Annotated in this window: 20 protein-coding genes and 4 pseudogenes; 5 read left to right on the forward strand and 19 right to left on the reverse strand. The window is 67.4% G+C overall.

Translation table 11 applies throughout. The features are described 5' to 3' along the window. Nucleotides 1–9: 9 nt before the first annotated feature. Nucleotides 10–478: pseudogene (locus tag FRANEAN1_RS38685) on the reverse strand (transposase); the annotation flags it as partial. Between the two features lie 7 nt (nt 479–485). Beyond that, on the reverse strand, nt 486–1,607 hold the full coding sequence (locus tag FRANEAN1_RS14005) for a hypothetical protein (RefSeq protein ID WP_347177228.1): 1,122 nt from the start codon (nt 1,605–1,607) through the stop codon (nt 486–488). A gap of 217 nt (nt 1,608–1,824) precedes the next feature. Here FRANEAN1_RS14005 and FRANEAN1_RS14010 point away from each other — a divergent pair, with 217 nt between their 5' ends. Next, nucleotides 1,825–3,213 (forward strand): IS701-like element ISFsp9 family transposase, encoded by a 1,389-nt coding sequence (locus FRANEAN1_RS14010; RefSeq protein WP_020460324.1) that lies wholly within the window; start codon nt 1,825–1,827, stop codon nt 3,211–3,213. Nucleotides 3,214–3,284: 71 nt separating this feature from the next. On the opposite strand, the gene FRANEAN1_RS14015 is transcribed toward FRANEAN1_RS14010, so the two are convergent. Continuing rightward, the gene (locus FRANEAN1_RS14015; protein ID WP_020460454.1) at nt 3,285–4,376 is read right to left on the reverse strand and encodes an IS630 family transposase; all 1,092 of its coding nucleotides are present in this window, start codon (nt 4,374–4,376) and stop codon (nt 3,285–3,287) included. 552 nt (nt 4,377–4,928) lie between these two features. On the opposite strand from FRANEAN1_RS14015, the gene ltrA reads away from it, so the two are divergent. Continuing rightward, nucleotides 4,929–6,215: a group II intron reverse transcriptase/maturase gene (gene ltrA, locus FRANEAN1_RS14020; RefSeq protein ID WP_347177008.1), complete on the forward strand. Its 1,287-nt coding sequence runs from the start codon at nt 4,929–4,931 to the stop codon at nt 6,213–6,215. Between the two features lie 73 nt (nt 6,216–6,288). On the opposite strand, the pseudogene FRANEAN1_RS38690 reads toward ltrA, so the two are convergent. The 5 genes and pseudogenes from FRANEAN1_RS38690 to FRANEAN1_RS14045 all read right to left on the reverse strand — a co-directional run. Further along, nucleotides 6,289–7,263 (reverse strand): annotated as a pseudogene (locus tag FRANEAN1_RS38690) (ISAzo13 family transposase); the annotation flags it as partial. A gap of 49 nt (nt 7,264–7,312) precedes the next feature. Then, nucleotides 7,313–8,089 (reverse strand): annotated as a pseudogene (locus FRANEAN1_RS40345) (IS256 family transposase); the annotation flags it as partial. A 200-nt stretch (nt 8,090–8,289) separates the two neighbouring features. Beyond that, a complete protein-coding gene (dmpG, locus tag FRANEAN1_RS14035; protein WP_020460455.1) occupies nt 8,290–9,423 on the reverse strand; it encodes a 4-hydroxy-2-oxovalerate aldolase in 1,134 nt (377 codons plus the stop codon). After that, nucleotides 9,423–10,397, reverse strand: coding sequence for an acetaldehyde dehydrogenase (acetylating) (locus FRANEAN1_RS14040; protein WP_020460456.1), 975 nt, complete (start codon nt 10,395–10,397; stop codon nt 9,423–9,425). Before FRANEAN1_RS14040 ends, dmpG begins: the two co-directional genes overlap by 1 nt. Nucleotides 10,398–10,490: 93 nt before the next feature. After that, entirely contained in the window at nt 10,491–11,357 is an 867-nt protein-coding gene (locus FRANEAN1_RS14045; RefSeq protein ID WP_020460457.1) for a fumarylacetoacetate hydrolase family protein, read from the reverse strand. A gap of 100 nt (nt 11,358–11,457) precedes the next feature. Between FRANEAN1_RS14045 and FRANEAN1_RS14050 the strand changes: the two genes are divergently transcribed. Continuing rightward, nucleotides 11,458–12,174 (forward strand): IclR family transcriptional regulator, encoded by a 717-nt coding sequence (locus FRANEAN1_RS14050; RefSeq protein WP_020460458.1) that lies wholly within the window; start codon nt 11,458–11,460, stop codon nt 12,172–12,174. A gap of 133 nt (nt 12,175–12,307) precedes the next feature. Here FRANEAN1_RS14050 and FRANEAN1_RS14055 read toward each other — a convergent pair whose 3' ends face one another. Next, on the reverse strand, nt 12,308–12,661 hold the full coding sequence (locus FRANEAN1_RS14055) for a hypothetical protein (protein WP_020460459.1): 354 nt from the start codon (nt 12,659–12,661) through the stop codon (nt 12,308–12,310). Between the two features lie 18 nt (nt 12,662–12,679). On the opposite strand from FRANEAN1_RS14055, the gene FRANEAN1_RS14060 reads away from it, so the two are divergent. Next, a complete protein-coding gene (locus tag FRANEAN1_RS14060; protein WP_020460460.1) occupies nt 12,680–13,855 on the forward strand; it encodes an IS630 family transposase in 1,176 nt (391 codons plus the stop codon). 332 nt (nt 13,856–14,187) lie between these two features. Here the strand turns inward: FRANEAN1_RS14060 and FRANEAN1_RS38695 are convergent, their stop codons facing one another. The 3 genes and pseudogenes from FRANEAN1_RS38695 to FRANEAN1_RS43340 form a co-directional block, all read right to left on the reverse strand. Then, entirely contained in the window at nt 14,188–14,703 is a 516-nt protein-coding gene (locus tag FRANEAN1_RS38695) for a TetR family transcriptional regulator (protein WP_347177132.1), read from the reverse strand. A gap of 276 nt (nt 14,704–14,979) precedes the next feature. Continuing rightward, nucleotides 14,980–15,489 carry a fumarylacetoacetate hydrolase family protein gene (locus tag FRANEAN1_RS14065; RefSeq protein WP_020460462.1) on the reverse strand — a complete coding sequence of 170 codons (510 nt, stop codon included), beginning with the start codon at nt 15,487–15,489 and terminating at the stop codon, nt 14,980–14,982. Continuing rightward, nucleotides 15,473–15,775 (reverse strand): annotated as a pseudogene (locus FRANEAN1_RS43340) (TetR/AcrR family transcriptional regulator); the annotation flags it as partial. The gene FRANEAN1_RS14065 and the pseudogene FRANEAN1_RS43340, both read right to left, overlap by 17 nt. 242 nt (nt 15,776–16,017) lie before the next feature. On the opposite strand from FRANEAN1_RS43340, the gene FRANEAN1_RS37080 reads away from it, so the two are divergent. Beyond that, complete coding sequence (locus FRANEAN1_RS37080) at nt 16,018–16,284, forward strand: hypothetical protein (protein WP_020460463.1); 267 nt, start codon at nt 16,018–16,020, stop codon at nt 16,282–16,284. 31 nt (nt 16,285–16,315) lie between these two features. Here the strand turns inward: FRANEAN1_RS37080 and FRANEAN1_RS42150 are convergent, their stop codons facing one another. From FRANEAN1_RS42150 to FRANEAN1_RS14105, 7 genes are all read right to left on the reverse strand, one after another. After that, on the reverse strand, nt 16,316–16,519 hold the full coding sequence (locus FRANEAN1_RS42150) for a hypothetical protein (RefSeq protein WP_198145505.1): 204 nt from the start codon (nt 16,517–16,519) through the stop codon (nt 16,316–16,318). A 523-nt stretch (nt 16,520–17,042) separates the two neighbouring features. Then, nucleotides 17,043–17,984 carry a 3-carboxyethylcatechol 2,3-dioxygenase gene (locus tag FRANEAN1_RS14080; RefSeq protein WP_020460465.1) on the reverse strand — a complete coding sequence of 314 codons (942 nt, stop codon included), beginning with the start codon at nt 17,982–17,984 and terminating at the stop codon, nt 17,043–17,045. Next, entirely contained in the window at nt 17,981–19,675 is a 1,695-nt protein-coding gene (locus tag FRANEAN1_RS14085) for a bifunctional 3-(3-hydroxy-phenyl)propionate/3-hydroxycinnamic acid hydroxylase (protein ID WP_020460466.1), read from the reverse strand. The genes FRANEAN1_RS14080 and FRANEAN1_RS14085 overlap by 4 nt, the downstream gene beginning before the upstream one ends. An 11-nt stretch (nt 19,676–19,686) precedes the next feature. Beyond that, nucleotides 19,687–20,550: an alpha/beta hydrolase gene (locus FRANEAN1_RS14090; protein WP_020460467.1), complete on the reverse strand. Its 864-nt coding sequence runs from the start codon at nt 20,548–20,550 to the stop codon at nt 19,687–19,689. A gap of 86 nt (nt 20,551–20,636) precedes the next feature. Then, nucleotides 20,637–22,088 (reverse strand): MFS transporter, encoded by a 1,452-nt coding sequence (locus tag FRANEAN1_RS14095; RefSeq protein WP_083788224.1) that lies wholly within the window; start codon nt 22,086–22,088, stop codon nt 20,637–20,639. Then, a complete protein-coding gene (locus FRANEAN1_RS14100; protein ID WP_020460469.1) occupies nt 22,051–22,578 on the reverse strand; it encodes a nuclear transport factor 2 family protein in 528 nt (175 codons plus the stop codon). Before FRANEAN1_RS14100 ends, FRANEAN1_RS14095 begins: the two co-directional genes overlap by 38 nt. Beyond that, a complete protein-coding gene (locus FRANEAN1_RS14105) occupies nt 22,575–24,236 on the reverse strand; it encodes an FAD-dependent oxidoreductase (RefSeq protein ID WP_020460470.1) in 1,662 nt (553 codons plus the stop codon). Before FRANEAN1_RS14105 ends, FRANEAN1_RS14100 begins: the two co-directional genes overlap by 4 nt. Nucleotides 24,237–24,364 lie beyond the last annotated feature (128 nt).

The following is a 24,364-nucleotide window of genomic DNA, read 5'->3' on the forward strand; positions in this document are numbered from 1 at the left end:
GGTTGAAGGTTATGCGGTCAGAGCTTCGGGTGTCACGCCGATCTCAGGTGTGTCGGATTTCTTGTTCGTGGCGTCGACTTTCGCGAGGATTTCGAGGCCGAAGTAGCGGTGGGTCTCGATCCACTCGTCGTGTTGTTCCGCGAGGACCGCGCCGACGAGACGTATGATGGCGTCACGGTCGGGGAAGATACCGACGACGTCGGTACGGCGGCGGATTTCCTTGTTCAGTCGTTCCTGCGGGGATCTGCCGCCAGACCTCCCGCGGGTAGGTCGTGAACGCGAGTAGGTCGGCTTTTGCGCCGGAGAGATGGTCGGCGGCCTTCGGGAGTTTCTCGGAGAGGGCTTCGGTGACCCGGTCGAACTGCCCGCCGACCTCATTGGCGTCGGCCTGGTCGAAGACAGTTCTCACGAGCGTGGCGACCCACGGCTGCGATGATTTTGGTGTCATCGTGAGCAAGTCCCGCAGGTAATGGGCCTGTGCAGAATTAACCCGTCGGCGTGGCGGCCTCGTCTGCCGGCAGGACAGACGCGAGGAGCTGTTCGGCGGAGCGGTACTTGACGGGTGCTCGTGGCAGGTGGATGTCGTCTTCTTCGAGGATGGGGCGGACTTCGAGGAAGGCGGTGCCGATGGTGCGGTGACTGACGCCGAACAGCTCGGCCAGGACTCGGCCGGTGGCGACTTTGCGGTGGTGAAGGATCGCGGCCAGGACACGTTCCCCGCTGGTGATCTTCTGCGGGAAGACACCGCCGCGGGTTCCGGGGAGGCGCTGGCGGCCGCGTTGCTGGTGGCGGCGTCGTTCCACGGCGGCTGCTTGGCGGACCGATACCTGGTCGATGAGTGCGGCGAGGTCGGCGCGGCTCATGCCGGTCAGCGCGGGGTCGGACAGCGTCCAGGGCAGCGATGGGCGGCCGTCGTCGTACTGTCCGGTGCGCGCGTAGGCAGTGACCTGCTCGGCGCAGGTGAACCGCAGGGTTGTCGGCGTGATCGTGATGTTCTGCTCGTGCAGGAGATGCCGGACGTCGGTGACCGCCTGACCGATCGTCCGCGCTGCGACTTCCAGCATGTCCGCCAGGAGCCGTTGAGAGCAGACCTGGCGCAGGTGAACGACGGTGATCAGGACCCGGTCGCGGGGCGAGAGCAGGGTTCTGCCGTGGGCGCCGGGGGCGTGGCGACGTGGTCCGCCGCGTCCCTGGTAGCGGCGCTGCTCCCGGCGGGCCGCCTGTTCCGGCGCCAGCTGTTCTGCGAGTGCGTCCAACTCGGTGATGCTCATGCCGGTCAGGCGCGGGTGGGCCAGCAGCGTCAGGGTCGCTGCCCGGTCTGAACCGGTCGCGGCGTTAACGGCGGGTGGGGCCGTACCGTCGGTGTGTGTGGGGTGGATTGTGTAGTTCCATGTTCTGTGCATCGTGTGGTGTTCGGTCGGTAGGGCATCGATGCGGGCTTTGCTGACGGCGACGCCGATCGGATAGTCCCTGGTGTCCAGGTGCGCTTCGACACGTAGTCCGCTGCGGGTTCGGGTCGCCGCGATGGTGTTCACGACGACTTCGTGGCTGGTCAGTGGCCTGCCTCGCCAGTTCATGGTGATCTGGGAGAACAATCGATGTTCGATTTTGTGAAAGCGCCGGGATAAACCGGCATGGAGGAGGAGATGGAAGAGCTCTGCGTCGAAGGGCTAGTACTACAGCCCCAGTGGTCGCCGTGTGGTCTCTCGTCGCGGATACGGCGTGGCGTGTGGCGTGGGGCGGCCACCGCGTGATTCTCCGTAGTCTGTGAGAACAAAAGAAGAAGCCGCGGTGGCCGCGGCACGTAGCGTATCCGGGATGAACGTGGCGGTGTGGGAGGCGGGGCTGGAGGAGCTGTTCGGCCGGGTGGCGGACTGTTTCCGGTCTGATCAGCCGCGTGCGCAGGCACGGGCCTATGTGGCAGGGTTGTTGTCTCGGACGGAACGGAAGAACGGGTGGACGCTTGCGGAGTTCACCCGTGAGGCCGGGCCGCAGAAGATGCAGCGGTTGTTGAACGAGTATGCCTGGGACGCCCACGCGATGCGTGACGTCGTCCAGTCGTATGTGGTGGAGAACCTGACCGAGCCGGATGGGGTCCTGGTTGTGGACGAGACCGGGTTTATCAAGAAGGGAAAGTCCTCGGCCGGGGTGCAGCGGCAGTATAGCGGTACCGCGGGCCGGATTGAGAACTGTCAGATCGGGGTGTTCGCCGCCTATGTTTCCGGGAAGGGACGGGCTTTCGTCGACCGGGAGCTGTACCTTCCCGCGAGTTGGACCGACGACCGGGCGCGGTGCAAGGCGGCGGGTGTGCCGGCCAGGGTGGGGTTCGCGACCAAGCCGCTGCTGGCACTGGACATGATCCGCCGGTTCTGGGTGACCCACCGGCAGTTGGGCTGGGTCGCCGGCGATGAGGTGTACGGCGGCGACCCCGAACTACGCGACTGGCTGGAAGAACACCGGGTCGGCTATGTTCTGGCTGTCAAGAAGGACACCGAGGTGACCACGACCGTCGGTCGCCGCCGTGTGGACACCCTCGCCGCGAAGGTCCCCGCGCGTGCCTGGGAGACATATTCCTGCGCCGATGGCTCGAAAGGACCCCGGTTGTATGACTGGGCGCTGGTGGACACGACCGACCTCGCCGGCCCGGCGAATCGGCCTCAGCAGGTCCTGATCCGCCGCGCACGCACCGGCAAAAGGGAGCTTGCGTTCTTTCTCACCCACAGTCCGCGGCCGGTTCCGCTCGCTACCCTCGTCACCGTCGCAGGCCGGCGCTGGGGAATCGAGGAATGTTTCCAGTCAGCCAAGAACGAGGTCGGTCTCGACCATTACCAGGTTCGGCTCTACCGCGCCTGGTACCGGCACATCACCCTGGCGATGCTCGCCCACGCCTGGCTCGCTGTCACCGCGCTGAGAAACCGCGAACAAAACCCACCGGCCGTCCCACCAGCGACGACCGCGGTGGGATACCAGCGCCTTCCCGGCGGCCTCCCGATCGCCGAGCAGCCGGAACCGGATAGAGCCATGATGGCCCCACTCACCCTCAACGAGATCCGTCACGTCATTGCCCTTTTTGGACAGGCCGCCATCCCATCGGCCGTGATCACCTGGTGGTCGGACTGGCGTCGCAGCCACCAGGCACGCGCCCGCCATTACCACTTCCAGACCCGGATCCGCGCCGCTCAAGTAACCGCCACACCGGCGGCAGCTACATAGAGATCACTGGGGCTGTAGTACTAGTAGATTGTAAACCAAAATTCTTTCCGATGATACATAACTAAATGTCGTCACAAGTTGTTGGCGAGCAGCTTCCTGAATTCCCGGTGGAGTACCTCCACCTTGGCTACGATCTCTTCTGCGGTGGCTGTCCACTCGAACGGATGGGCGTCCCAGTTCCAGTTCTTGACATAGTTGTTGATGGTGTTGACGAGGTCCTGGACCGAGACGAACGCCCCGCGCTGGAGTGCGTTCCGGGTGAGAATACCGAACCAGTTCTCGACCTGGTTGAGCCATGAACTGCCGGACGGGGTGAAATGGAACGTGACGTTCTTGTGTCTGCGTAGCCATGTGTCGACGTCGGGGCCGTAGTGGGTGGCCAGATTGTCGACCACGACATGGAGCTCCGCACCGCCGTATTCCGCGATGACCTGGTCCATGAACGTGAGGAAATCGGCCCTGGTGTGGCTGGGGAAGCACCTGGCGGTGACCCGCCCCGTCCCGACGTCGAGGGCGGCGAACAGGTCGGTCGTGCCCTTCCGCTGGTAGTCGTGCGTGCGGGTGGCGACCCGGCCGGAGGCGACCGGCCGCGGTGGCTGCGTCCGGTCGCGTGCCTGCACCCCAGGCTTTTCGTCGATCGACAGGACCTCGGCGCCCTCGGGGGGATCAAGGTAGAGGCCGACGACGTCCTCCACCTTGGCCTCGAAATCCGGGTCCGCCGAGAGCTTGAAGACTCGGTGCCGGTGCGGCTGGAGATTGTTCTCCCGCCACAGCTGGGCCACGAAGGTGTGCGAGACCGACACTCCTTCGCGGCGCTTCAGGTACCGCGCCATCTCGGTGCTCGTCCAGTGGCTCAGTCCGGTCTCCGGTGGAGGAGTGGTCCTGGTCAACGCCAGGATCCGCGCCCGTACCCGCCCCGGGACCTCCCGTGGCCGCCCCGGGGACACCCGGCTCAGCAAGCCGTCCGGCCCCTCCTCGTCATAGCGCGACAGCCACAGTCGCACGGTAGGCTTCGACGCGCCCGCCTTCTCGGCTATTTCCCGCACTGAGAATCCTTCGTCCCGCCATAGCACCATACGGGCGCGGGCAGCCGCAGACCTGTCGTACCCACCACCTCCAGCCAAGGACTCGAGAATATTGCGTTGATTATCAGTTAGGATCATGTGTCCAATTTACCCACACTTTTTCTAGCCTAACAGTGTCACTGGAACGAGCATTTGTTTACGCCGCACTAGCGACCCACGGCGACCCCGAGTCATGCGTCGACGTCCCGCGAGGGCGTGGCGAAGCGTTGACAGGGGCACGTGCAGGCCGGGCTATGGAGCCGCGAAATGAAGCATCCGGGGTGCCCACGCTGTACAAGAGGCGGAAGGCCACACTACTGGCGGCGCTATCGCGAGTCGTCGGTGGACCCTGCGCGGTCAAAGAACCAGGGCATGTACGGAACCTCCATGCGCGAGAACCGGGAGATCCCACGCTCGCCCGCCCGGCCGATCACCGGGTGGGCCGTTCAGGGAACATAAGGTGGTACGCCTGAGATGCACGAGCGTGGGAAGTCGGATCGTCTTGTAGTACCTGCGAACCCGCCGAACAAGGCCACAGCTGCGGAGGTGGGGGAGGGAAGGGGACGAGCCAAGGGGAACACGGACAGTAAAACGCATCCCGGACACAGCGCCGGAACTGATGCGTCCAGTGCGCTGGGCCGTGTGCGTGAAGTGGCACGACGGGACAGGAACGCGCGGTTCACCGCGCTGCTGCACCATGTCACGCTGGGTCGGCTCCGGGAGGCGTATCGGGCGATCAGCCCGAAAGCGGCTGCTGGGGTGGACGGGGTGACGTGGACCGACTACGGGCAGGACCTGGAGGCCAATCTGCAGGATCTGCACGTGCGGGTGCAGTCGGGATGTTACCGGGCGACACCGTCGAGGCGGGCGTACATACCGAAGGCGGACGGGCGGCTTCGGCCGCTCGGGATCGCCTCGCTGGAGGACAAGATTGTTCAGCGGGCGGTTGTCGAGGTGCTGGGCGCCGTCTACGAGGTGGACTTCCGGGGCTTCTCGTATGGGTTCCGGCCGGGGCGGGGTCCGCATGACGCGTTGGACGCCCTCGCGGTCGGGATCTGGAGGAAGCGGGTGAACTGGGTGCTCGACGCGGACATCCGCGACTTTTTCGGCCAGATTGATCATTCCTGGCTGCGGAGGTTTCTGGAGCACCGGATCGCGGACAAGCGGGTCCTGCGGCTGATCGACAAGTGGTTGGCCGCGGGGGTCGTCGAGGATGGGGAGTGGACAGCGTGTGAGGAAGGTTCGCCACAAGGGGCGTCAGTGTCCCCGCTGCTGGCGAACGTCTACTTGCACTATGTCCTCGACCTGTGGGTCGACTGGTGGCGGCGTCGCCACGCGCGCGGAGATGTCATTGTCGTGCGCTGGGCCGACGACTTCATCGTCGGGTTCGAATACGAGGAGGATGCGCGGCGGTTCCTGGACGAGCTGCGCGAACGGTTCGCGAAGTTCGGGTTGGAACTGCACCCGGATAAGACGCGGCTGATCGAGTTCGGGCGGTACGCCGCCCGGGATCGGAAGCGGCGGGGTCTGGGCAAGCCGGAGACGTTCGACTTTCTGGGGTTCACGCACATCTGTGCGACATCCCGGAGGGGGACGTTCTGGCTCAAGCGCATCACGATCGCGAAACGCATGCGGGCGAAGCTGAAGGCGGTCAATGAGCAGCTGAAGCGTCGCCGGCATACGCCCATCCCGGATCAGGGACGCTGGTTGGCGAGCGTGCTACGTGGGCATATGGCCTACTACGCCGTGCCCGGCAACACCGACACGATGTCGGCCTTCCGTACCCAGGTGACACGGCACTGGTGCAAGGCGCTGCGGCGCCGCAGCCAACGTGACCGGATGAACTGGCAACGGATGGGGCGGATCGCGGCTCGATGGCTACCCCCAGTCCGAGTGATGCATCCCTTCCCGGAGAGACGCTTCGCAGCCAGAACCTGAGGCAGGAGCCCAGTGCGGTAGTCCCGCACGCTGGGATCTGTGCGGGGGGCCGCCCGCAAGGGCGGTCCCTACCGCGACTCCATTTCGACGTGCCGGGCGGAAAATGACACACGGTGATCGTCAGGCCGGTGTCGGCGGCGAGCGCGGCGAGTTCGGCTTTCCAAGCTCGAAAGCGGTAGCTATTCGACCCGCCCGCGTCCGCGGTGACCAGCAGCCGGGTGGCCTGGGGGTAGTCGGCCTGGCCGCGGGCCTGCCACCAGCGGCGGATCGAGGCCACCGCGAACGCTGAGGTGTCGTGGTCGACCCCGACGTTGACCCAGCCGGCGTCGGTGGTCAGGTCGTAGACGCCGTAGGGGATGGCGGTGTCGCCCTGCGGGCCGGTGAAGAAGCTGTGATCCTCGACCTGGACAGGGTCGCCTTTCGGTCGCCATTCACGGCCCGGGTTCGGGAGCTGGCCGAGCATCTCCTTCTTTTTCGCGTCCACGCTGATGACCGGCTCGCCGACTTTCTGATGTTCCATGACCTGGTTGTTCAGGTAGCGGAACTGGGCGTCCCGGTCGGGGTGCTGCTTTCCTTCCAGGGTTTTGGAGTTCGCCTGCAGGCTGAAACCAGCCGCCTGCAAGAGCCGGCGGACTGTCGACGGCGATACCGGGTGCCCTTGGCGGGTGAGCTGTTCGGCGAGGTGTCGTAGCGACTTCGTGGTCCACCGCAGCGGTGAGGTCGGATCACCTCGCTCGTCCGGCTCGACGAGTGCGAGGAGCGCTGTCACCACGGCCGGGTCGGTGTCCTCGATGCGTTTACGGCCCCCACCTGGCCGGCGGACTCGTCGATCGGGCAGGGGTTCCCCGCCCGCTTCGAGTTCGAACACGCCGACGCGGACCGTGGTCTCGCTGACACCGGCGACTCGGGCCACCGCGCGGATACCGCCATGCCCCAGCAGCCGGGCTTCGGTTGCCAGCACCAGTCGCCGCTGCCGCTCGTCGAGGTGCGGCAGCACCACCGCGAACCGACGAGACAGCTGGTCCAGAACATCCCCCATGATCGCCATAGCACGACATCGAACCAGACAGGTCGAACCACCAGGTTGTTCCTGCACAGGCCCAATGAGTCCGACATCTCTGCCACGACGCACCGGGCAGTGTGGAGCCGATCGCGTTGACCAGTCCCCGGTGGGCATCGGAGGTCACCAGCCGCACCCCGGACAGGCCTCGGGCGACCAGGCCGCGGAAGAACGCCAGCCAGCCGGCACCGTCCTCGCTGCTCACAACGTCGAGGCCGAGGATCTCCCGGTGCCCGTCACCGTTGACCCCCACGGCAAGCAGGCAGTGCACGTTGATCACACGGCCGTCCTCACGGACCTTCATCGTCAACGCGTCCGCCTGGACGAACCGGTAGGGGCCGGCGTCCAACGGCCGGGACCGGAACGCCTCGACCTGGGTGTCGAGATGCTTCGCCAGTACCGATACCTGCGATTTCGAGATATGCGCTACCCCGAGTTGTTCAACGAGTTTGTCGACCCGCCTGGTCGACACCCCCAGCAGATAGGAGGTGGCGACCACCGAGATCAGTGCCTGCTCGGCACGCCGGCGCCGGGTCAGCAGCCATTCCGGAAAATACGATCCCTGCCGCAGCTTCGGCACCGCCAGCTCGATCGTCCCGGCACGGGTGTCCCACTCCCGCGCCCGATACCCGTTCCGCCGGTTCACCCGCTCGGGGGAAATCTCCCCATATTCCGCGTTGCAGATCCCGTCCACCTCGGCGCCCATCAACGCCTCCGCGAACGCCTTCACCATCGAGCCCAACAGATCCGGACTCGCCGTCATCAGCTCCTTGCTGAACGAGTCCACATCCGTCACAGTCTGGCGCGCGGCCATCGCGTCTCCTCATCGAGTTGCTTCGCACGTTTCTCGAAAAGGATCACGCGGTGGTCGCTCTACGTCACGGACCGCCACTCCGGCGAGTCGCTCGACGATCACGATCCGTACGCCACGTCAGTGGACTCCACTGGAACCGGAACCCCGCGAACTCCGACACCGGAACCGGTGGACAGGCACGACGTCGACCCATCACTCGATCATGACTGATCAGGAGCCGTGATGCCGGACTCCGCCGATGCAACAATGCCACGACCTGTTGCGCGGGCGACCAGGTCGAGGGCCACGTCGACGATCATGTCTTCCTGGCCGCCGACCATCCCGCGCCGGCCGACCTCGGCGAGGATCGTGCGGGTGTCCAGGCCGTAGCGGGTGGCGGCGGCCTCGGCGTGGCGCAGGAAGGAGGAGTACACCCCGGCGTAGCCGAGGGTGAGTGTCTCCCGGTCGACCCGCACCGGTCGGTCCTGCAACGGACGGACCACGTCGTCGGCGGTGTCCATCAGGCCGAACAGTTCGCAGCCGTGCTTCCAGCCCATCAGGTCGGCGACCGCGATGAACGCCTCCAGCGGGCAGTTGCCGGCGCCGGCGCCCTGGCCGGCGAGCGAGGCGTCCACCCGGGTGGCGCCGTTCTCGACGGCGACGACGGTGTTCGCCACCCCCAGCCCCAGGTTGTGGTGGGCGTGGATGCCGGTCTCGGTCGCCGGGTCGAGCACGTCGGAGTAGGCGCGGAAGCGGTCCCGCACGTCGTCCATGGTGAGCCGGCCGCCGGAGTCGGTGACGTAGACACAGTGCGCCCCGTAGGACTCCATCAGCCTGGCCTGCCGCGCCAGTTCGGCGGGGGCGGCCATGTGGCTCATCATCAGGAAGCCGGCGACGTCCATGCCCAGGTCGCGGGCGGCGCTGATGTGCTGGGCGGAGATGTCGGCCTCGGTGCAGTGGGTCGCCACCCGCACCGACCGGATGCCCAGCGCGTGCGCCTGGCGCAGGTCGCGCACGGTGCCGATCCCGGGTAGCAGCAGGGAGGTCGGGATCGCGTTGGTGACGCTGGCCGTGACCGCCTCGATCCACTCCCAGTCGGTGTGCGCGCCGATGCCGTAGTTGATGCTCGATCCGGCGAGCCCGTCGCCGTGCGCCACCTCGATCGCGCGGACACCGGAGGCGTCCAGCGCGGTGGCGATCGTCCGCGCGGTTTCGACGCTGTAGCGATGGCGAACGGCGTGCATGCCATCGCGCAGGGTGACGTCCTGAACGTACAGATCAGGGACGAACGGCTCGGCCGGGCGGTCGGGCGACGTGTCCGGGGCGGTGGACGTCCCCGCGGATAGGCTGGTCATCAGGCGGTCGCTCCTTCCCGCTGGGTGAGGGTCTGTGCCAGGCGCTCCCCGGCACGCAGCGCGGCCGAGGTCATGATGTCGAGGTTGCCGGCATAGGCGGGCAGGTAGTGCGCGGCACCGGTGACCTCCAGGAACACCGTGACCTTGGCGGGTTCGGACCCGTCCGGCGCGAGCTGGCGCAGTGGATCGTCCGCCGACGCCTCCTCGATCTGCACCTGCTGCTTGAGCCTGTAGCCCGGGACGTACTCGCGCACCCGGTCGACCATCCGGGTCACCGAGGCGACGACGGCGTCCTGGGTGGCCTGGTCGGAGGCGCCGATCAGGCAGTACACGGTGTCGCGCATGACCAGCGGCGGCTCGGCCGGGTTCAGCACGATGATGGCCTTGCCGCGGGCGGCACCGCCGACCTTCTCGATGGCGCTGGCCGTGGTCTCAGTGAACTCGTCGATGTTCGCCCGGGTGCCCGGCCCTGCCGACTTCGACGCGATGGACGCGACGATCTCGGCGTAGGCCACCGGGGTGACGGCGTTGACGGCCGCGACGATCGGGATCGTCGCCTGCCCGCCGCAGGTCACCATGTTGATGTTGGGGGCGTCCAGGTGGGCGTCCAGGTTGACCGGCGGCACCACGTACGGCCCGATCGCGGCCGGGGTCAGATCGATGACCCGGCGGCCGCGGGCACGCAGCAGCTCGTCGTTGCGGGCGTGCGCGCCGGCGGACGTGGCGTCGAAGACGATCTCGATGTCGTCGAACTCCGGCATCCGCAGCAACCCGTCGATGCCCTCATGGGTGGTCGCGACCTTGAGCCGGCGGGCGCGGGCCAGCCCGTCGGATTCGGCGTCGATGCCGACCATCGCGGCGATTTCCAGAACCTCGGAGGTCCGGAGGATCTTGATCATCAGGTCGGTGCCGATATTCCCCGAGCCGATGACGGCGACCTTCGTCTTTCCGGTTCCGCTGGTGGCGGTGGCCAAGGCAGTCCTTCCGGTGGGAAGGGGAGCGGGCGCGCGGACACGGCCCACACCCGGGTTGATCGGTCAGATGGCTCCGGACGTCGCGTACCGCGGTCAGGCCGCGAAGGAGACCCGGACGGAGCCGAGGCCGCTGATCGTGGTCTCGAAGGCAGACCCGGGGGTGACGGGAACCATCGGGCCCAGGGCACCGGTGAGCACGATGTCGCCGGCCCGCAGCGGGATGCCCATCGTGTGCAGGGTGCTCGCGAGCCAGACCGCGGCGTTCAGCGGCCCGCCGAGACAGTCGGCCCCACGGCCCCGCGACACCTCCTCGTCCCCTGCGCGCAGGGTCATCGTGACCTCGCGCAGGTCGACGTCGGTGAGCCGGACCGGCCGGCCACCCAGGACGAACAGACCGCTGGACGCGTTGTCCGCGACGGTGTCGACGATGGTGATGTCCCAGCCGGCGATCCGGCTGTCGACGATCTCCAGCGCGGGCAGCGCGTAGTCGCAGGCACCGATGAGGTCGGCGACGGTGTACGGCCCGGCGGGCAGGTCGCGGCCCAGGACGAGGGCGACCTCGGCCTCGATCTTCGGCTGCAGCAACCGCCCGTGCGGCACCTCCCCGCCGTCCGGTACCGCCATGTCGGTCAGCAGCGCACCGAAGTCGGGCTGGTCCACGCCGAGCTGGCGCTGCACCGCGGGCGAGGTGAGCCCGATCTTGCGGCCGACCAGGCGACGGCCGGCGGCCAGCGCGGCGTCCACGTTGTGCTGCGCGACGGCGTAGGCGGTGGCGATGTCGCCGGCGGGCAGCAGCGAGCGCACCGGAGGACACGGCTGCCCGGTGCGCTCGGCCTCGGCGAGGAGCGCCGCGACCCGCTGCACGGCGCTGCCCACGCTGTCGGCGCTCTTCGGGGCGGTGTCGCCCCGTGTGGCGGCGGTGGCAGCCGCGGCGGCGATGGTGCCGTTCGAGCCGGTCATCGGTTCTCCTCACGCGTCGGTGCGGTGTCTCCGGTATAGACGTCCGTTGTGATCGTCGGCAACACTGGATTCCGTGACACGGAACAGCGCTGACGGTGGCATGTTGCAGAAGGCCATGTGGATCCTGGAGGCCTTCCGTCCGAGTGGCGGCCCGTTCCGTCTGGCGGAACTCGTTGAGCGCTCGGGGCTGACGAAGACGACCGTGCACCGGCTCAGCGCGGAGCTGGTCGAGATCGGTCTGCTCGAACGGGTCGCCGTCGGCTATCGGCTCGGCCCCAAGCTCTTCGAGCTCGGCGCGATCGTCCCGCCGCGCCGGGATCTGCGGGACGCCGCCCGCCCCTTCATGCAGGACCTCTTCGAAGCCACCCGGGAGACCGTGCACCTGGCCGCGCGCGACGGCCTCGACGCCGTCTACGTGGAGAAGATCCACGGCCGGGACCGCCGCGAGATGCCCTCACAGGTCGGCGGTGCGCTGCCGCTGACCTGCACCGGAGTCGGCAAGGCCCTGCTGGCGTTCGGCGGTGAGGAGCTGCTGGCCGAGGTGCTCTCCCGGCCGCTGCGGGTACTCACCCCCAACTCCCTGCGCGACCCGGAGCGGCTGCGGATCGAGATCGAGCAGGTGCAGATCGCCGGGATCGCCTACGAGCAGCAGGAGTCCATGCCCGGCCTGAGCTGCGTCGCTGTTCCGGTGCTGGTCGACGGCTTGGCGGTCGCGGCACTCTCGGTCTCGGTGCCCGTCGCGCGGTTTCGTCCGTCCCGGCTGGCCCCCGCGCTGCGCGCCGCCAGCTTCGGCGTCGCCCGGGCGCTGGCCCCCTGAGCGCCCTGCGCTGCCGCTGCGAGCTCGCCCGTCACCCCCTTTGCGGGGACCCGAGACCCGGAACCGGGCCAGTGCGCCAGTGGCGATGCTGGCACCTTCGGTGGTGGCCGGCGGGAGCTAGTGGTCGCGACCGTTAATTCGTCGGGGGTGGCGGGTTGAGCCAGGCGGTGGTGTCGCCGAGGTAGAGGCCGCAGGCGCAGTCGAGGGCTTCTTGCGGGGTGCCGGCGGGGTGGCCGTTGGGCAGGACGGACGTTTCGTAGTCGTCGTGGCTGGCGCGGTAGATGGCGAAGCCCCAGGTGGTGGCGGATCCGGCGTAGCGCAGCCGCATCAGGGGCAGTGTGGTGCCCCCGGGGAGCTGGCCGGCGACATAGGCGAACTCGCCGTGCCAGCGGATGGTGAGGCCGGCGAGCTGGGGCCACCTCTCGGCTGCCCTGCCGATAAGGCGCTGGCGCAGCGAGGTCTTGGTCGACTCCGGTGGCTTGACCATAGGGCCATCGTGCCTGACATGCCCGGCTGGATCATGGAGCGCGTGCCGTCCAGTCCCTATGTCATCTGCCTTGACGACGCGCAGCGCGCCGAGCTGGAGTCCTTGTCGCGCCGGGCCACGGCGCCGTTCCGGCTGGTGGTGCGGGCGCGGGTCGTGCTGCTGGCCGCGGACGGGTTAGCGAACTGCAGGATCGCGCAGCGGCTGGGCATCTGCGAGGACACCGTCCGCAAGTGGCGGCGCCGGTACTGCGAGCAGGGCATAGATGGCCTGGCTGACGCGCCGCGTCCTGGCAGGCCGCGTGTGTTCCCCGCCCGTGTGGTGGCCGGGGTCAAGGCCCTGGCGTGCGAGATGCCCGCCGCGAGCGGGGCGCCGTTGGCCCGCTGGACCTGTCCTGAGCTGGCCCGCCATGCGGCAGCCAGTGGCATCATTCCCGCGCCGTCGGCGTCTACCGTGCGGCGCTGGCTCGCCGATGATGTCCTGAAGCCCTGGCAGCACCGGTCGTGGATCTTTCCCCGCGACCCGCAGTTCGCCGTGAAGGCCGGGCGCGTGCTGGATCTCTACCAGCGGGAGTGGGAAGGACAGCCACTCGGCCCGGACGAGTACGTCCTCAGCGCCGACGAGAAACCCGGCGTCCAGGCTCGGATGCGTCTGCACCTGCCGCTCCCGCCTGGCCCCGGCCGGGCGATGCGGGCCGAGAGTGAATACCACCGGTACGGCACCCTGGCCTACCTGGCCGCCTACGATGTCCACCACGCGAGGGTGATGGGCCGGTGCGAGCCGTCCACCGGGATAAAGCCGTTCACCGCGCTCGTGGACCAGGTCATGAGCGCTGAGCCGTACGCCTCAGCCAGGCGCGTTTTCTGGGTCGTGGACAACGGAGCCTCGCACCGCAACTGGGCCGCCGCCGACCGCCTGAGCAGCGCCTACCCCAACGCGCAGATGGTCCATCTACCCGTGCACGCCTCCTGGCTGAACCAGGTCGAGGTCTACTTCTCCGTCCTCCAACGCAAGCTGCTCACCCCCGACGACTTCGAGGGCCTGGACGAGCTCGCCACCCAGATCCTCGCCTTCGAGAAGCACTACAACGCCGCCGCCAGACCCTTCGACTGGAAGTTCAGCCGCACCGACCTCAACCAGCTCCTAGCCCGCATCAGAAACCACGACCGGCACGCGCCACATCCGCAGGCCGCATGAACCCCGACGAATTAACGGTCGCGACCACTAGAGTCGACGCCCACCGCATCCTGGGAAGGGCGCTTTTCGCAGCCCGCAGTGGCGGGGGCCCGGGCAGTTGGTTTAGATCAGGCATGATACGAAAGGCGGCGGTCTGAGATGCTCGCGTCAGTCCCAGGCGGTCGACACTGGCGGTCGCCGCATGCCATGAATGCTAGGGGCCTCTTCTCAATCCGGTAAGCAGGGCCTCTATATAATGAATGCGTCCCGCGCTAATGAAAGAAGGGGAGAATCGACAGGCCGATACCCTTATTTACAAACGATGGCGGGCGTTGCGAATCTTGCGACCTATCTCAGCGCAGGCAAGCTGAGATCAGATCTGCGACTGCAGCGCGGGGCGCTGCGATGGACAGACCCTGATCATTCCGTAGAAGGAGCCAGAGCTCGAGACTGCATACGGCGGCGAGCCGGCCCAGGCAATCACTGCGACTGTCGGGGTCGAGAACATCGAGGTGGGCCGCGAAGCCTGCTTCTATCATTGCGCGGTGGGCTCGTCGGCCAGCTTCGACTGCCTCGGCAAAAGCGGGAAAGGCGTCCTGTTGGTGCAGTGCGCGCCTGATTACCTCGCCCCAGCGTTCGTAGTTTTGCGCCATACTTTCGGTGAACTCGCTCGGGTCGATTCTTGCCGGCATGCTCCTGTCGGCCGATATAGTCGGGAAGAGCCACGCGCTCACAGCTCGAATAAGACCGTCTTTCGTTCCCATCCTGCGGATGACGGTCTGGAGCCCGACGTCAGCTCGTGCGGCGACGGCAGCCAACGTGATCTGGTCAAACGGTCGTTCGATGAATAACGCAAGTCCGGCGGCCATGATTCGTCCGGTGACGGCGTCTGCGGCCGCTGCGCGACGCACCTGTCGGTACTGGCGGGCACCAGCTTCCCGTCTCACAGGGTTCATAGGTTCCATCCACTGCTTGAGGATCTATCTCTGAAGACTACAGGATGGGGCATTGATCCCGTGATCGCGGGCGCATCTCCGCGATCAGAGAAAGTACCCGCTGTATATCCGTCGTCGATGACTTCAGTCCGAGACGGGCGGGGTTCGAGCGGCCCTGAGAAGGCAACAGATTGCGGACATAGCGCCCCGTTAGATCAGAGTCACCGAGACCGAGCCTAGGGCGCTGAAGCTCGCTTCGGTCTTCTGGCCAGCGCTGATGAAGGGGGCGGTGGTCATGGCGCCGGGCAGTACCAGGTGCCCGGATTCCAGTGCGGTACCGAAGGTGGCGAGGCTGTTGGCCAGCCAGGCGACTGCGGCGGCGGGATGGCCAAGGACCTCCCGTCCGCTGCCTGTCACTACGCGGTCTCCATCGACGATCAGGTCGACGGTGACAGCAGCAAGATCAAGAACATTGTCCAGAGATGTCCAGGCCTCGTAGACCAGCCCGGCGGCGCTGGCGTTGTCGGCGACCCTGTCGACCAATGTGATCTTCCAGTCGCGGATCCGACTGTCGACGATCTCCAGCGCGGGCGCGACGGCCTCGGTTGCACTCAGCACGTCCGCGATGGTGACATCGGGGCCGCGTAGCGGCCGGGCCAATCGGAAGCAGATCTCCGGCTCGATGCGCGGCTGACAAAAACCGGTCGACTCCGTCGCCACTGATCTCCCGCTGGACAAACAGGCCGTCGGTTCCGGCCATCGCGTAGATGGCGAGAGTCCGCACCGAGTCCTCGTCTAGCTCCGGCATCAGGGTCCTCGCCACCTCGGCCACCTTTTGTGATGCGATGTCACGGGCCTGCAGGAACACCGCCCGGCCCCGCGGTTCCTGCGGGCGCCGCTCCAGGGCGAGCATGAGGCCCAGACGCAGGAAGTCTGGGGCATCGAGGAGCGACTTAGCCACGCCGACCGCCAGCGCGGTGACCCGCTCCAGCGGCGTGCCCGTCTCCGCCGCACAGCAATGAGCCTTTTTCGCCACCGGCTCCGATCTGCGGCATCCCTGACCGTGCACGGTCGAACGCAGCATGGTGGAGAGCGACCCACCGGACTATGCGCTTGCCCGCTTGCTGTTGAGTGAGTGGGAGATCGGGGACCGGTGGCGGCTGTTGATCGTGCTTGCCGAACGGATACTGCCTGCAAGGGGCATCCGCGACATTCTCGCGGGTGCGCGGGCTCGCTCCGCGACGTTGATTGAACTGGGACCGTGCGGAGGTCTTCACCGCCCGCCTGCCGGCGCGGGTGCTCGCCACGGCGTTGGAGGGGATGGGGATGGCGCTGCTACAGTCGGTGAACGACAGGTCTTGGGCTGAGCCGAACGCCGCCGAGCGTGCTGCCGTGGCTGCTCTGGTCGCGTTGGGAATGGATCCCGACCGCGTGGCGACCGTCGTGGGCGCGGTCCAATGCAGCGCAGAGAGTGCCAGCAGCGCCTTGACCGCCGAGGCCGAGGCTCATGCGTGAAGTCGGAATCGTCATGCTGCAGTCAGGCCGATCAGCACGCTGTGGGGCGGTCGGGCCGTCCGGTTCGGTCGATCATCCTGGTCGCTGTGCCGAGGAGAGCCTGAGCGTGTAGTTCGAACATCGTTATGAGGCTGACCCCGTCACCATCGATCTCCCACTGGATGAACAGGCCGTCGGCTCCGGCAACGCGCACTGGATATCTCTTGCGCAGTACGGCACCGGCCCTCAGGCTCACGAGGGTACTCCCGGGCACCTGCCCGCCAGGATCCTCTGCCCTGGATGATGGACGTTGACAACCAGCGAATCCGCCTGGATGACGCGCCCGGCAGGCGACTGGGTCAGCAGGAACTGTGAGCCCGGGTTGCAGTCGGATGCTGGAAACCGCCTTCAGGCACCCGTGACTGTTGCTGCGAGCACGTGACTCACCTTTCCCTTCGCCTGGCCGGCCTTCCTGGACGTCCCGCCTGGCGCATTGGTGGGAGGTAGCGAGTGGAGACACTCGTCGAGCCGTGCGCCGGCCTCAAGATCCGCAAGGCCGATGCGAAGGATGTTGATCGTTTCTGCTCGGATGTCGAACAGCTCTGCGACGGCGACCTTGGGCGGCTCGACCGCTCGGGGCCAAAAGACATCGATCACGCTGTAAGGCGTGTCTCCTTTTGGCGCTGGCCCGGTCGGCGACGTTGCGGACGCTGCGGAACCGCCAGCCGCCGGGCGCTGGGCGCACGGATGGCCGACGTCCATGTCGTGCGCACGCTCCCTCAGCGGCCGTGCGCGGTCATGACGCCGAACCCGGCGATGTATTCACGGATGGGCCTGTAGTAGGTGGACTCGACCTGGTAGCGACCAGCGGCGCCGAGGGCGGCGAACGCCGCAACCCAGGTACGCACCTCGTGGGCAGAGTTGCCAGCGTCCTGTGCCATCCGCTCGGGCACCATCGTGTCGACCGGCGCCAGGTCACCGCTGGCCAGCGTCGCTATCAGGGCCCGGTCCCACTCGGGGTTGATGTCCTGGATTGTGGCGGTGCCGGCGGCGAAGTCGCGGGCAGCATCGATGACTCGCCGTTGGCGGGCGTCGCGCGCTGCGACGGTGGGGTGGCGACCGTTGAGCAGAAGCGCGCGCTGCGGCTCGGTCGCCGTCGCCCATTGCGGCACGGGCGGGTCGTGGGAGAGCCCGCCTGAGCCGAGTAGCAGGACCCGCTCGTCCTCGAGGCCGGCGAGGAAGAAGCCGATCGCCTCGCCCAGCTTGCGCACACGCGACATCTTGACGAAGGGTTTGGCGACGCCGTTCACGAAGATCGGGATGGTGGGGACGGTGTCGATGCGGCCGAAGAGGATCTCGAGCGGCTGGGTCGCGCCGTGGTCGACCTCCATCCTGCGGGAGATGGCGATGTCGAGGTCGTGTTCCGCGACCCAGTCGGCGAGTTCCTCGGAGATCTGGGTTGGCACGTTGAGCGGGCCTTCGGTGGTGTTGTAGTCGCCGACGCCGAGTGCTTTGTAGCCGATGCAGAACGGCGGCATCAGGTCGTAGAAGAAGCCGTTGTAGTGGTCGGGCGCAAACGAGACGACCAGGGTCGGGTCGAACGCCTTGACGAAGTCGCGGGCGGTCTCGAACGCGGCGTCGACCTCAGCCTTGACCTCCGGCGCTGGGTCGATGAACTCCAGCAGCGGAGTGTGGGACATGGTGACAAGGGCGAGGGTCATCGCAGGGAACCTGCTTTCCGGACGGCGGCCAGTGCGGCGGAGACCTGCTGGTTGAAGGTTGCCGCAGCGACGAAATGGTCGGGACGCAGGATCACCACGCCACACGCGCGGACGTCGAACCAGCGCTTGAGAGCACCAGAGGTGTCGCCGACGACGGTGACGGGCGCCGGACTGTCGGCGTACTGCTTCGCGGCCCACTCCCGCTGGGTCTCCGGGATGAAGGAGAACAGCCTGATTCCGTGGCGGGCGCAGAACTCGAGGTCCGCTGGTGTGAGGTACGTCGTGGGGCTGGTGCCCCAGGCCGCCACGGCCCACCAGCGGCCGGTAACGTCATCGAGAAGGACGTTCGTGGCGTCCGCGGTGTTGACACGGGGCTGGATGAACTGCAGGCCCACCGGTGAGACCGAGCCGGCGGAGTCGACGAAGGGCAGTAGGCTGGAGTTCTTGAAGCTGGCCTCCGCCTTGCCGGGGGTGAGGGTGACCTGGTCGACGACGACCCCTGCGGCGTAGCGCGGCATGGGCTTGAAACGGAGTTCGGTGAAGTAGGACTTCCAGTGCGGCACCAGGTTGAGGGCCGAAGCGGCACGGTCGCGCACCCATCCGCCGAGCGGCTTCATCTTCATGATGGAGCCAGCCGCCATGTTGACGTCGATCATGTCGGCGGCGTGCTTGTGGCGCTCAACGGTGTAGGTGTCCAGCAGCGAGTCGTCGGCCTGCCCGGACAGCACGGCGGTGAGCTTCCACGCGAGGTTGGTCGCGTCGCGCATCCCGGAGTTCCAGCCCTGGCCGAGCCAGACCGGCATCAGGTGCGCGGCGTCCCCGGCGAGGAAGACGTTTCCTTTGCGGAAGGTCCTGGCGACCCGGCCATGGTGGGTGAAGGTGCGCTGATTGATGATCTGCAGGCGAGCCGGCTCGGGGACGAACCTCGCGAGCAGCGCGTTCATGAACTTGCGGTCGTCGACCAGGGAAGTGTCCTCGTCGTCGTGAAGCATGAACTCGAAGCGGCGCACGCCCTGCGGCAGGCCGATGGAGACATAGGGGCGTTTCGGGTCGGCGCCGAGGTAGACGTTGGGTGCCCCGATCGGGTCGTTCTCGATGTCGACCACCACCCAGCGGGTCGAGGGAGACTTGCCCTCGAATTCCACATCCATCCACTTGCGAGTGAAGGAGGAGCCACCTTCGCAGCCGACGACGTAACGGGCGGTCAAGGTGACGGTTCCCGTCACGGAGTTCTCAGCGTCGATCTGTTCAGCAGTGACGGTCACGCGGTCGCCGACGTCTTCCAGAGCCACGACCCGGTGGCCGAAACGCAGCTCCGCGTGGGCGAAGCGATCGAGTCCCTTGGCGAGCTCGGCGTCGACGACCGGCTGGTTGAACCCGTGCTTGCGAGGGAAGCCGAACTCTTGGGTCTGCGGGTCGTTGGTGGCGAGCACCTGGCCCGTGCCGTTAACGAGGCGAACGACATGGTGGGGGACGGTGAACTGCTCCACCGCCTCCCAGAGATCGGCGGCGGCGAGGGTGCGAACCGCCTCGTCGTCCAGCCCGACGGCGCGGGGATAGTCGATGAGGTCCTGGCGAGCCTCCAGGACCAGCGTCCTGCCTCCCCGGATGGCGACCAGATTGGCGAGGGTGAGGCCGACGGGACCGGCGCCGATGACGAGGACGTCGGTGTCGAGAGTCGGGATGTTCATGGCCGGTTTCCTCAGTTGTGGGTCAGGAAGTTGATGACCAGATGGTTGAACTCGTCGGCGTGCTCGATCATCGCCCAGTGGCCGCACTGGTTGAGGAGCACGAGACGGGAGTTCCTGATGTTTGCGCACAGCCACAGCGACGTCTCAAAGTGCAGGACGCGGTCGTCACGGCCGTGGATGAGGAGGGTCGGCACCGCGATGCTCGGGATGAGCGAACGATCGACCTTGAAGGGGATCGGCGCACCGTCCGCGAGTCCCTCGACATAGTTCCGCAAGTGGTCGGGTCGGGCCGCGGCCGCCTCCGAGCGGGCCTTCGTCAGCGCGGGCGTGGCGAAGCGGGCCTTGTCGAAGGTCATGATCTCGACGAGGGCCTTCATGTTCTCCGGACTCGGGTCCCGGTAAGCCTTGACGAGCACCTTGAGCCCCTCGCTCGGCCCGTCCTGTGGGCCGAACAGACCCGCGGGGAGGCCTTTGCCGAGACTGGCGCCCATGGTGACCAGGTGGGTGATCTGCCCGGGGTGGAGTGTCGCGAAGCGTATCGCGGTGTGGGCACCCATGGAGTTGCCGACGAGCGCGACCTTCTCCAGTCCGAGAACGTCGAGGAAGCCGACGAGGTCGGCGTCATGGTCCATCTCCTTGGTAGCCACCGCCGCCGAGTCGCCCCAGCCAGGCATGTCCGGGGCGAGGACATAGAAGCCGGCGTCGGCGATCACGCCGATGTTGCCGGAGAAGTTCGACCAGCCGGTCGCACCGGGCCCCGAACCGTGCAGCAGGACCACGGGGGGACCGGCGGGATCACCAGCCTCGTAATAGTGCACATAGCTGCCTGACGGCAGTTCGGTCCCGCGAGACGCGGACTCCTTGGCCAGGGACATCTTTTCTCCCATGCTTTATTTACACATAAGTTATGAATATATGCACGTACGGGGTCGGTCGTGCCAACACCGCCACGTTCGTGATGTCAGGATCCTGTGGCGACGTTCCGTGGGCACTGCCGTCCTGACAGCGCGCTCTGCGTGCGCAGGATCGCCGTGCCCGCCGATACCACCGCGACCGTGGCCAGAACGGCGAAGCCGACGATGACGGTGGCCAGCGACGCCGACTCGAGCGCGAAGCCCACCAACAGCACGGGAACCGAGAGCCCGCAGTAGGCCGCGAGGAACGCGGTGGCCATGGCCTCTCCGCGGCGCTCGATGGGCGCCAGCCTCGCGGCTGTCGCCATCGAGACGCGGAAGAGCACACCGGCCGCGCCACCCGCCACTATCCCGGCCGTGAGGAAGATGCGCGGCTCGCCCGACGCGACCGAGTAGGCCAGCAAAGCCAAGCCGGCCGGTGTGCCGATCAGGGTCGTCCAGACCTGGTGCCGCGGCAGCGCTCGGGCTGTGACCAGCGGCGGCACGAGGGCGGCAGACACACAGGCCGCGGCCGGGACGACGCCGGCCGCTAGACGCGAGGTCCACCCCATCGCTTCCTCCAGGATGGTGGGGATGAGCGCCATCATGAGTCCGTTGGTCGCGAAGGCAACGGCGGCACCGAGGCAGGCGGCCGCGAACTGCGCGGGATCCCCGGGCACGCTGAGGCGCTGGGGGGCATATCGGACGCGGCGATCCGAGCGTGTCACGGTCTCGGGCACGAAGTACGTCCCGACCGCGACCGCGGCGAACAGCACCAGGTAGACGACAAAGGGCAACACCAGCGGTCTCGACGCCAGCTGACCGAGCGTCCCGCTCACCAACGGCCCCAGGGCGAAGCCGCCCATATTCACCAGACTGGAGATCGTCGCCGCCTTACCCGGATCGGGGCGGCGTGAGCACCGCGCGTGTAGCTCGGCGATGTACGCGGTCGCGGTGGGCGTGGCTATCCCGACGCCGAGACCGGTGAGCACTCGGGCAAGGAGCAGCCCCGGCACCTGCGGCCAGACCAGGAACAGAATGGTGGCCGCTACCTCGCTGAGCAGTGCCCATCGCAGCATGGGTACCCGGCCGACGAGGTCGCTGAGGTGCCCGGCGAGAAACAGTGCGGCCGCGACGCCGACCGCGTACACCGCGAAGATCCAGGTCAGCACCGAGGCGCTGAACCCCTCCTGGCGCTGGTAGAGGACGTACAGCGGTGTCGGCAGCGCGCTGAAGGAGACCATGACGAGGAAGGAGAGGCCGACCGCCCAGATCGCCCGCGTAGTCGAGCCGGCTCTTCGCGGCTCTCGGGGCCGAGCCGGCTCCGCCGGCGTCCGCCGCCCGCCGGCGGCGTCTCCTAGTAGCCGGCGAGCCAATGGGGCTCCAGCCGTAGGCCGGCGAGCCGCCGCTCGCCGAGGGCGCGGAGGTGGGTACCGAGGAAGAGATCGTCTGGGGCAACCGTGCTTCCGGGGCGCGGCACTGTCATTCCGGGAGCCAGTCGAAGTCTGGTCGGAGCGCATTGAGGCTCTCGTCCTGCTCCCCGCTGTGGATGCGGTCGATGCGCAGCCGAGTCAGCCGCATGAACGCGATACGCCAGCCGGTGGGCTCGCGCTGGTATTCCTCCTCGTAGTAGCCGTAGCCATGGAATCCGGCCAGGTCCGGGGAACAATCGCCGCGGAACGTCCGCGTTCCCGGTCGCCAGGTGACGTAGTCGTGCATCGACCAACGACCCCGGACACGCGTCTCGGAAAGCGCTCGCAGGCTGGGCATGCAGCCGTGGTGCACACTGCGGGTGCCGTCGAGGAACTCGGCGACGCCGGCCACGAACAGGGCTGCGCCCTCACCGGCGAAGGTGAAGCCCTCGAAACGGGCATCCTCGGTGAAGACCTCGTGCAGCTCGGCCCACCGGTGGTTGTCGATGTTGAAGAAGTAGTGTGCCTTCAGGTCGTGGATCGCGATGACGGTCTCGGGAGGGGGCTGCCGGTCGCCGGCACGCCGAGGGGCATTCATGCTTGCTTCGATTGCACGCCGGCCTCGTGCGGCTCGATGTCCGCCGAGCCCAGGAAGCGGCCGGCAAGATAGCCGTAAGTGATGATCGGGCCCAAGGTGCCGCCCGCACCCGGATAGCCCTGCCCAGAGGGGGCAGCCGCGGCGTTGCCGACGGCGAACAGGCCCTCGATCGCCGTTCCGCGGCTGCCGAGCACCCGGCCCTGGAGATCGGTTCGCGGCCCTCCCTTGGTGTCCAGCAGACCTGGGCCGACGATGGTGGCGTAGAGCGGGCCGGAGGTGTCCAGGCGGCGCAGCAGCGGGTTGGGGCCGTCGCCGTCGCCAAAGCGGGCGCTTACATAGCGTTCGAACCGTGTGTCTCCGCGGTGGAAGTCCTCATCGACGCCGCGGTCGGCGAAGCCACCGAAGCGCTGCAGCGTCTGGTCGAGGCTGGCCGCGAACCCGGCGTCGAGCCGTCGCCGCCCCACGTGGGGGGCGAGTTCGGCCAGCCGGGTGTCGATGTTCTCGGCGAGCTCGGCGACCGAGCACCCCGACACGACCCAGTAGGGATCGTCCTCCGTGGTGGGAACAGGGTTCCCGAGCCGGTTGATGGGCCATCGGTCGGCGACCTGCTGGTCCCAGATCGTGATGAGCGGAAAGTTCTCATAGCGAAGCGTGGCCGGATTCCACGCGGCCATGACGCGGGCGGCCTCGTTGTATGGCGCCTTCTCGTTCATGACCCGCACGCCTGAGCAATTGACGGTCAGTAGGCTGTCTCCAAGGGTATAGAACGAGCAGAAAACATCCTCGGGCTCCTTGAGGAGACGCTCGATGACGATCGGACCGGCCCAGCCCTGGCTCATGTTGGCGAGTTCTGCTCCCAGCTCGGAGGCGATGGTGACGAAGTCGCCGGTGTTGGTCGGCGCGGCGCAGCCGCCGACGTAGGGACCGTCAAGGAACTGCAGGCGCAGGTCTGGGTTGTGGGTGAACCCACCGGTCGCGAACACGATGCCGAGCCGAGCGTGCAGACGCAGGGTGACGCCGTCGACGGTCTGGACCACCACGCCGACGACCCGTCGACTGTCGACGATCACGTCGATGACGCGGTGCCCGCTGCGCAGCTCCACGCCCAGCCGCGCAGCAGCGGCGACGAAGCCGTCGATCAGAAGCTGGCCTCCCTCGGCGCTCCCCATCGAGTCCGCCTGGTAAAGCCCTCTGCCCTGGGGCGTCTTGTTCTCGGCGACATACTCCAGGTAGTCGAACAGGCCGTTGGTGGCCTGGGCGAGGTGCAGTGCATCCAACTTCTCGAGCGCTTCAATCGCCTCGTTGGCGTAGTCGTAGAAGCCCGCCAGGCCGTTGTACTCCCACTCGGGAAGTCCCAGAGTCGGGGAGGCCGGATCGTAGAGGGCGGGGCGGCCGATGCGGGCGAGATATCGCAGGGCGGAGAGACGGTCGTCCTCGATACCCGCGGCCTGAAGGAACCGGTTGTTGGGGATCCAGACGCCAGCCGCGGACTTTCGGGTCGTGCCGCCGAGACGGTCGGCGCGCTCGAGGACGAGCACACTGCGGCCGGCGCTGGCAGCGGTGACCGCGGTCGACAGGCCCCCGGCGCCGCTTCCGGCGACGAGAACGTCGACGTCGCCGTCGTACTCGATGTCGTTGTCGTCGGTGATGGTCAACATGCCGCTCCGCCTGCTCTCCTGGACGTGTACGCGTTGATCGGGGTCATCGGACGTGGTTCTCCTCGGTGAGCACCGTGTGGCGCCGGTCCCTGGCCGTGCCGAGGCCGGTGCTCTGTGCGGTGCTCTGC

Origin of the sequence: Parafrankia sp. EAN1pec (assembly GCF_000018005.1) — a bacterium.
In the GTDB taxonomy this organism is placed as follows: domain Bacteria; phylum Actinomycetota; class Actinomycetes; order Frankiales; family Frankiaceae; genus Parafrankia; species Parafrankia soli.